Source organism: Wandonia sp. (genome assembly GCF_984588085.1).
The window spans coordinates 21,349-27,640 of record NZ_CFIGVI010000041.1; the positions used below are offsets into that span (position 1 = coordinate 21,349).

A 6,292-nucleotide genomic window follows, 5' to 3' on the forward strand; every position below is an offset into this window, starting at 1 on the left:
TTTGCAATATAAAATTGCACACTGATGAAAAAACTGAATTTGTTTATTACCTTCTTGATGTCAAACATCCTGTTTTTACAAGCACAAATATCAGGAAACGCCTTACATTTTAACGCTTTAAATGGTTACGTATCTGCAGATCTTCCGCCTCTCTTCAATTCAATCGCCTCTAATGATTTTACGATAGAGTGTTGGCTAAAACCAGAAGCATCCAATACCAGCAAGCGTTTATTCTCTGCACAACATGATGCTAACAACATGGTTTCTATTCTTGTTAATGGATCCAGTGAACTTTACGTTTTTCTCCGGGTTAACGGAATCTATTACAGTACAAATATATTAGTAAATATTTCATTAGAAGAATGGACTCACATAGCTACAACCTGGGATGCCAGTTCACAATCCATAACCTGCTTTATAAATGGAGAGGCTATAGACGGTATTAATGGAGGAACTTCTTCTATCGGAAATAATAATAGAATGACCATCGGTAGTCGAACTGATGGGAGTCAACTCTTCAAAGGAAGTATAGATGAAGTCCGTATTTGGGATCGGATTCGAAGCCAATGTGAGATAGTTAGCTCAATGAATACTGTATTTTCAGCTTCTCAACCAAATCTTGTAGCATCCTACAGCTTTAATTCCGGTATTGCCGGAGGTAATAATGCCGGAATAACCCAATTGACCGAGTTAAATGGAAATTTCGGCGGGACACTTAATAATTTTTTTCTTACCGGAACAACTTCTAACTGGGTCACTTCCGGTGCTGTAACAACTACCGAAAATAAAAATGATGGAATCAGACACACCATTGACACTCAAATCTCGTGCGAACCCTTTACATGGGTTGACGAAGTTGTATATTCAGTATCTAATAACGAAGCAACTTACTCATATACTGATACGATAGGATGTCCTGCTATTGATTACCTCAATCTTACTGTCAACTCTCCTACTTACAGTACGGATCAGGTAACTGCCTGCGAATCTTTCACATGGATCGACGGTATTACCTACACGGAAAACACAAGCTCCGCCGTTCACACAATTGCAAATGGCGCTGCAAATGGTTGCGATTCAATAGTGATGCTTAATCTGAACATAAAACAGAACAGTACTTCTACGGATGTAATCCAGGCTTGTAATTCTTATACATGGTTGGATGATATTACCTATACAGAAGATAATCAAACAGCTACTTATACTATTGCAAATGGATCTGTAAATGGTTGTGATTCAATCGTAACGCTTAATCTGACTATAAATCAGAACAGTACTTCAACGGATATAATCCAGGCTTGTAACTCTTATACATGGCTAGATGGAATTACCTATACAGAAGATAATCAAACAGCTACCTATACCATTGAAAATGGTTCTGTAAACGGTTGTGATTCGATTGTAACACTTAACCTGAGTATTATTGACTTCAGTCTCTCTGTATCAACAGAAGGGCTTATGATGACTGCCAACGAAGAAAGTGCTTCTTACCAATGGATCAATTGCACGGACGATATGCCTATTGATGGTGCTACCGATCAATCATTTACTGTTACAGAAAATGGAAATTACGCTGTGATTATTACAACACCAAACTGCACAGATACGTCGGAGTGTATTGCTATAAATAGTGTTGGGCTACCAGAAAATAATACCCCTAATTTTGTTTTATACCCAAATCCCAATGACGGAGAATTTACTATTCACTTTATTACTATTCCAGAAAGCCAAACAATACACATCTTTAATACACTCGGAGAGCGTGTGTGGGGAACGACAATAACCAACCAAATGCAGAAGTTTAAACTATCTCTACCTAGCGGCTTCTACCTTCTGAGCACAGGAACAACAGTTACTTCATTTTCAATACAATAACAAAAACTATTTTTCAAGTGAAACATCTTTTTTCAATCCTCATTTTATTTGTTCTGAGTACCAATGCAAACACTCAGGTAATTTTCAGCGAAGATTTTAATCAAATCCCTGGTTCTACCGAAGGCGGTCCGGGAACCTACACTTTTCCTCCCGGATGGACATTACGTAACGTTGATAACCGAACTCCCGATGCCAGTCTTAGTTATATCAATAGTTCATGGATAAGACGGGAAGATAATAAGTTCAACCCATCTGATTCGGTTGCATTCAGTACTTCCTGGTATTCGCCTGCAGGTACTTCTGATGACTGGATGTGGACTCCCTTAATTGGGACTTTGCCTGCAAATGCTAAGTTGACCTGGGATGCCGTCGCTTATGATCCTGATTTTGCCGATGGATATGAAGTATATGTCATGACCCAAAGTTCTGCTCCCGGTGGACCAACAGGAGGTCCCGGTGATATTGGAAATCAAATTACTTCTTCGACACTGGTTTTCTCTGTTGCCAGTGAAAATATTGACTGGACTCAACAAACCGTGAATCTATCTTCTTTCGCAGGAGAAAACATCTGGATTGCTTTCCGAAATAATTCCACAGACAAATTTCTGCTGGCAATTGATAATGTTATTGTGGAGGAAATAGCTTCTTTCGATGCTGCAATAACGACTATTTCTCCTCTATCAGAATACACAATGGTTCCTCTTCCTCAGGTAACTTCTTTTCCCTTACAGGCAGATATAACAAACAATGGTTCCTCCTCACTCACAAACGTTACTCTCCACGTAGATGTGTATAATTCTTCCGATGCACAGGTATTCTCTTTTACAAGTCTGCCTACATCCGTTTCAGGAAATACATCTACCTCTTTGACAACCACCACTTCATTTATTCCTGATATTGCCGACACTTTCAACCTTGTCTACTATGTAACCGTAGATGAAACAGATCTTTTCAGCCATAATGACTCCTTGGCTACATCCATTATCATCTCTGATAGTACCTATGCAAGGGATAATGGTAGTACAGATGGTCAGATCGGTATTTCGGCAAATATCAGTACTGGCTATCTGGGACAAATGTTCCATCTCGACGCCGGTGACACGATCACTTCTATAACGATGGGATTCAATGGAGGTTATGCTGATGAACCCATAGCTGCGGTTATTTTTGATATGGCAGGAGGTACTCCAAACCAAATTATAGGAGGAACAGATACCCTGACCTACACAACCCTTGATCCCGCTTCGTATACACTTCCTATTTCCGAACGACTCATTCTTCCTCCCGGAGATTATCTGGTTGCTGCTGTAGAGTTTGACTCTCTGCTCAAATTAAACCGTTCAAACGAGTTGTTTACCCCGGGAACCGTTTGGGTTTCCTGGCCTGGACAACCCTGGGCAAACATTGAGTATCTAAATACGGACTTTAATTTTTCATTGCATATACGCCCCAATTTCGGCTCACTCACTCCCTGCCCTGCAACAGAAGTTATTGTATCTGTTTCTGCAAACGGAAAATCTGCATCATCTGAAAATATCGCTGACTCTTATCAATGGATCAATTGTGATAATATGACGTTGATTGAAGGTGCTGTTACTGCTTCTTTTACTGCATCTGAATCCGGAAATTATGCACTCATGACCACAACCGGCTATTGTTCGGACACTTCAGACTGTGTTTACCTTACTGTTTGTGAGGAAATCAACACAACTATTTCTGTGTCAGAAGATGGTGAAACAGCTTCATCAGAAGTTATAGCAGATGTATTCCAATGGATCAACTGTGCAGATGAAACAGAGATTGAAGGGGCAACAACCAACTCATATACTGCAACAGAATCAGGAGAATATGCCTTAATTATTACAATGGGCTTGTGCGCTGACACTTCCGATTGTGTAACACTTTCTTCAGGCACCACCAATTCAATTACTGATCTCGAAAAAATCAGTTTTTCGGTTTACCCCAACCCTGCAAGTACCTATTTTGAAATTGTAACAAATGAATCAGCTGATTTTACACTGTTAGATATGACAGGAGCAGAAATCCTTCATTTTTCAGCTCAGGCTCAGGAAAAAACACAAATTTCTGTGGATCAATTATCCCCGGGCATTTATTTTATTCGCCCCAATTCTATCAGTGAATTATCCAAGAAAATAATAATCCGTTAGTAGTAAGTAGCAGCTAGCTATAAACCCAAAATAAAACCGGAGCGTAAAGCTCCGGTTTTATTTTATTCTGCATTTTTAGAAAGAAATTACATTCCCCAACCCGCTCCTATTTCATCAATTGTCATTCCCATTAATTCTGCCATTACTTTTGCTACTTCATCCAGTTCCAGATGAAAGTATTCCGAACTATTAAAAACGACCCAGTCTCCTTTAACTGACCAGTTTGTACTTCCTTTACAACCGTAAACATCTACCTTAGGCATTTTATCATCATATTTACTGGATTTAATTCTGGCAACACCATCCGAATCTGTTACAGAGTTACCTATTGCAACACCTCCATAACGAATTTCTATTCCATGTCCTGCAACCGGATTTCCCTTCCAGGTTACTTTCAGTTTAAGTTCTGTCATTCCTGTACTTGGTTCCCCATAACAATCTCCTCCGGAAGAAGAACCTGAAGCAGTGTTTTGCGTTCCCTTCTCCTCATCATCTTTCTTCAACATATTATCCAAACGTTCTTGTCTATCGCGATCCGCTTTATCGAAAAAGTCCTGTCTTTCCTGAATAGCTGCCTGTGTCATCACTTGATCATTGGCTGCATACTTCAAGCTGTAAGCTCCATCCTTAGATGGTTTCACTTTATACCCCACTTGGGAATAGGATTGTGTTGACGGCACCATAATTTTCCCTTCATACGTTGTTCCTTTTGATGTAGTCAATTTGTAACTTCTCCTCCCGCTATCTACATATATTATAGCATTTCCGGTCATTTTATTAATTACAGGAAAACCATCAATATCCAATCGGAAACAAGTTCCATCCGGGCTGTACACCTTAACTTTCATCATACCGGTTTGAGCCCCCATAAACGGATCACATGTCGGAGTACTTACTGCATCTACAAAAACAGCATCTTTCGGATAACCAACCCGAACAGGATCCACTTCAATTGGAGTAAAATCTACTCTCCCAAAGACCCCGTCAGTCTGGCATATAATCTCATCTGCTTCTGAAAGTAAAGAGTACTTCAGCTTTTCCGTATCACCAGGACGCAAAGCTACCGGTTTAGTATCGCTACTTTCGATGGTAACAAGCTCTCCGTTTGCCATAAATTGTATGGAAGAAGGTGTAAAAACAATCATGTCGTCATTATCACTTTCATACGACACTTCTATTTGCAAACTAACTTTTCCCTTTTTTGAGGTAGCTTTCACAACATTCAATTTTATTCCATCCAAATCAACCGTTGTTTCCTGATTCATTTTGATAGAAAAAGGACTTCCTGAAAGATACTCTCCGAAAAAGCCTTTTTTCAAACCATTTACCAACAGGTTAAAATGATCTTTACGGTAATCCATATCACCCGCAACTTTAATTACCCTGGACTCTTTGTCTTCCGGAAAAACCACCAGTTCTTTACTTCTTTTTGTCCAGTAAGTACCAATTCCATCATAATCAAAACCCAACTCATCTGAAGCAAAAAGAAAATAAGCATCTTTAGTTGTATTCTGAATAACCAGCTTTAATTTACAGTAATCCTCGGTTGCTACAATATCCACCGCATCGATTCTGTAATCCGTTGTTTTTACACTGGGTGGGTTGTCATATTTAATCTCGGATTGGGCGATAAGCGTCAGGTTAAACCACACTAATGCCACAGCTAGTAATAGTCTATTCATAATGTTGTATCTCAAATAATTAACTTAACAAATATAATCGAATCTATTTATTTTCAATTCTTTCCCCTCAGAAAAATAATTAATTAAAAAGCTGTGCTCAAATTTGAGCACAGCTTTTTAATACAGAAAATAATTTTATTTTTTGACCACTCTTGACGTATATGATTTATTCTCATTTAAAACCGAGACAAAATAAATTCCGGTTTCGAATTCTCCCATATCAACTTTATGAATCCCTCCTCCAGAAATCATTTCTTCCAGCACAACTCTTCCCAATCCATCAACAATACGAATTTGGTTATCTCCTTCAAAATGCTCTAAATTCAATCTTACTATACCTGACGTAGGATTTGGATAAACCACTAAGCTTTTTTCAAGTCCGCTTTCCTCTTCAAACCCGGCATAACTAGGTGTTTCTGATTCATTTAAATATACTTTCCAATAAGGTACAGAGCCTCCGGTTAACCAAACCACACCAGATGCATTGTCCTGCGCATCTACCATGTCCGGCTTGTTGTCCCCGTTCATATCTATCAAACTATAGTTCGTTGAACTCACCTGATCCAA

Annotated in this window: 4 protein-coding genes; 2 read left to right on the forward strand and 2 right to left on the reverse strand. The window is 39.1% G+C overall.

What is annotated here, in order from left to right; all coding sequences use genetic code 11:
* Positions 1-24: 24 nt before the first annotated feature.
* Together AC4PL9_RS12575 and AC4PL9_RS12580 are read left to right on the forward strand one after the other, a co-directional pair.
* A complete protein-coding gene (locus tag AC4PL9_RS12575) occupies positions 25-1,875 on the forward strand; it encodes a LamG-like jellyroll fold domain-containing protein (protein ID WP_491605096.1) in 1,851 nt (616 codons plus the stop codon).
* A gap of 17 nt (positions 1,876-1,892) precedes the next feature.
* Positions 1,893-4,043 carry a choice-of-anchor J domain-containing protein gene (locus AC4PL9_RS12580; protein ID WP_491605097.1) on the forward strand — a complete coding sequence of 717 codons (2,151 nt, stop codon included), beginning with the start codon at positions 1,893-1,895 and terminating at the stop codon, positions 4,041-4,043.
* 86 nt (positions 4,044-4,129) lie between these two features.
* On the opposite strand, the gene AC4PL9_RS12585 is transcribed toward AC4PL9_RS12580, so the two are convergent.
* Together AC4PL9_RS12585 and AC4PL9_RS12590 are read right to left on the reverse strand one after the other, a co-directional pair.
* Positions 4,130-5,725: a hypothetical protein gene (locus tag AC4PL9_RS12585; RefSeq protein WP_491605098.1), complete on the reverse strand. Its 1,596-nt coding sequence runs from the start codon at positions 5,723-5,725 to the stop codon at positions 4,130-4,132.
* A gap of 135 nt (positions 5,726-5,860) precedes the next feature.
* Positions 5,861-6,292, reverse strand: a 432-nt coding sequence (locus AC4PL9_RS12590; RefSeq protein ID WP_491605099.1) for a T9SS type A sorting domain-containing protein, incomplete at its 5' end; no start/stop codon positions are given.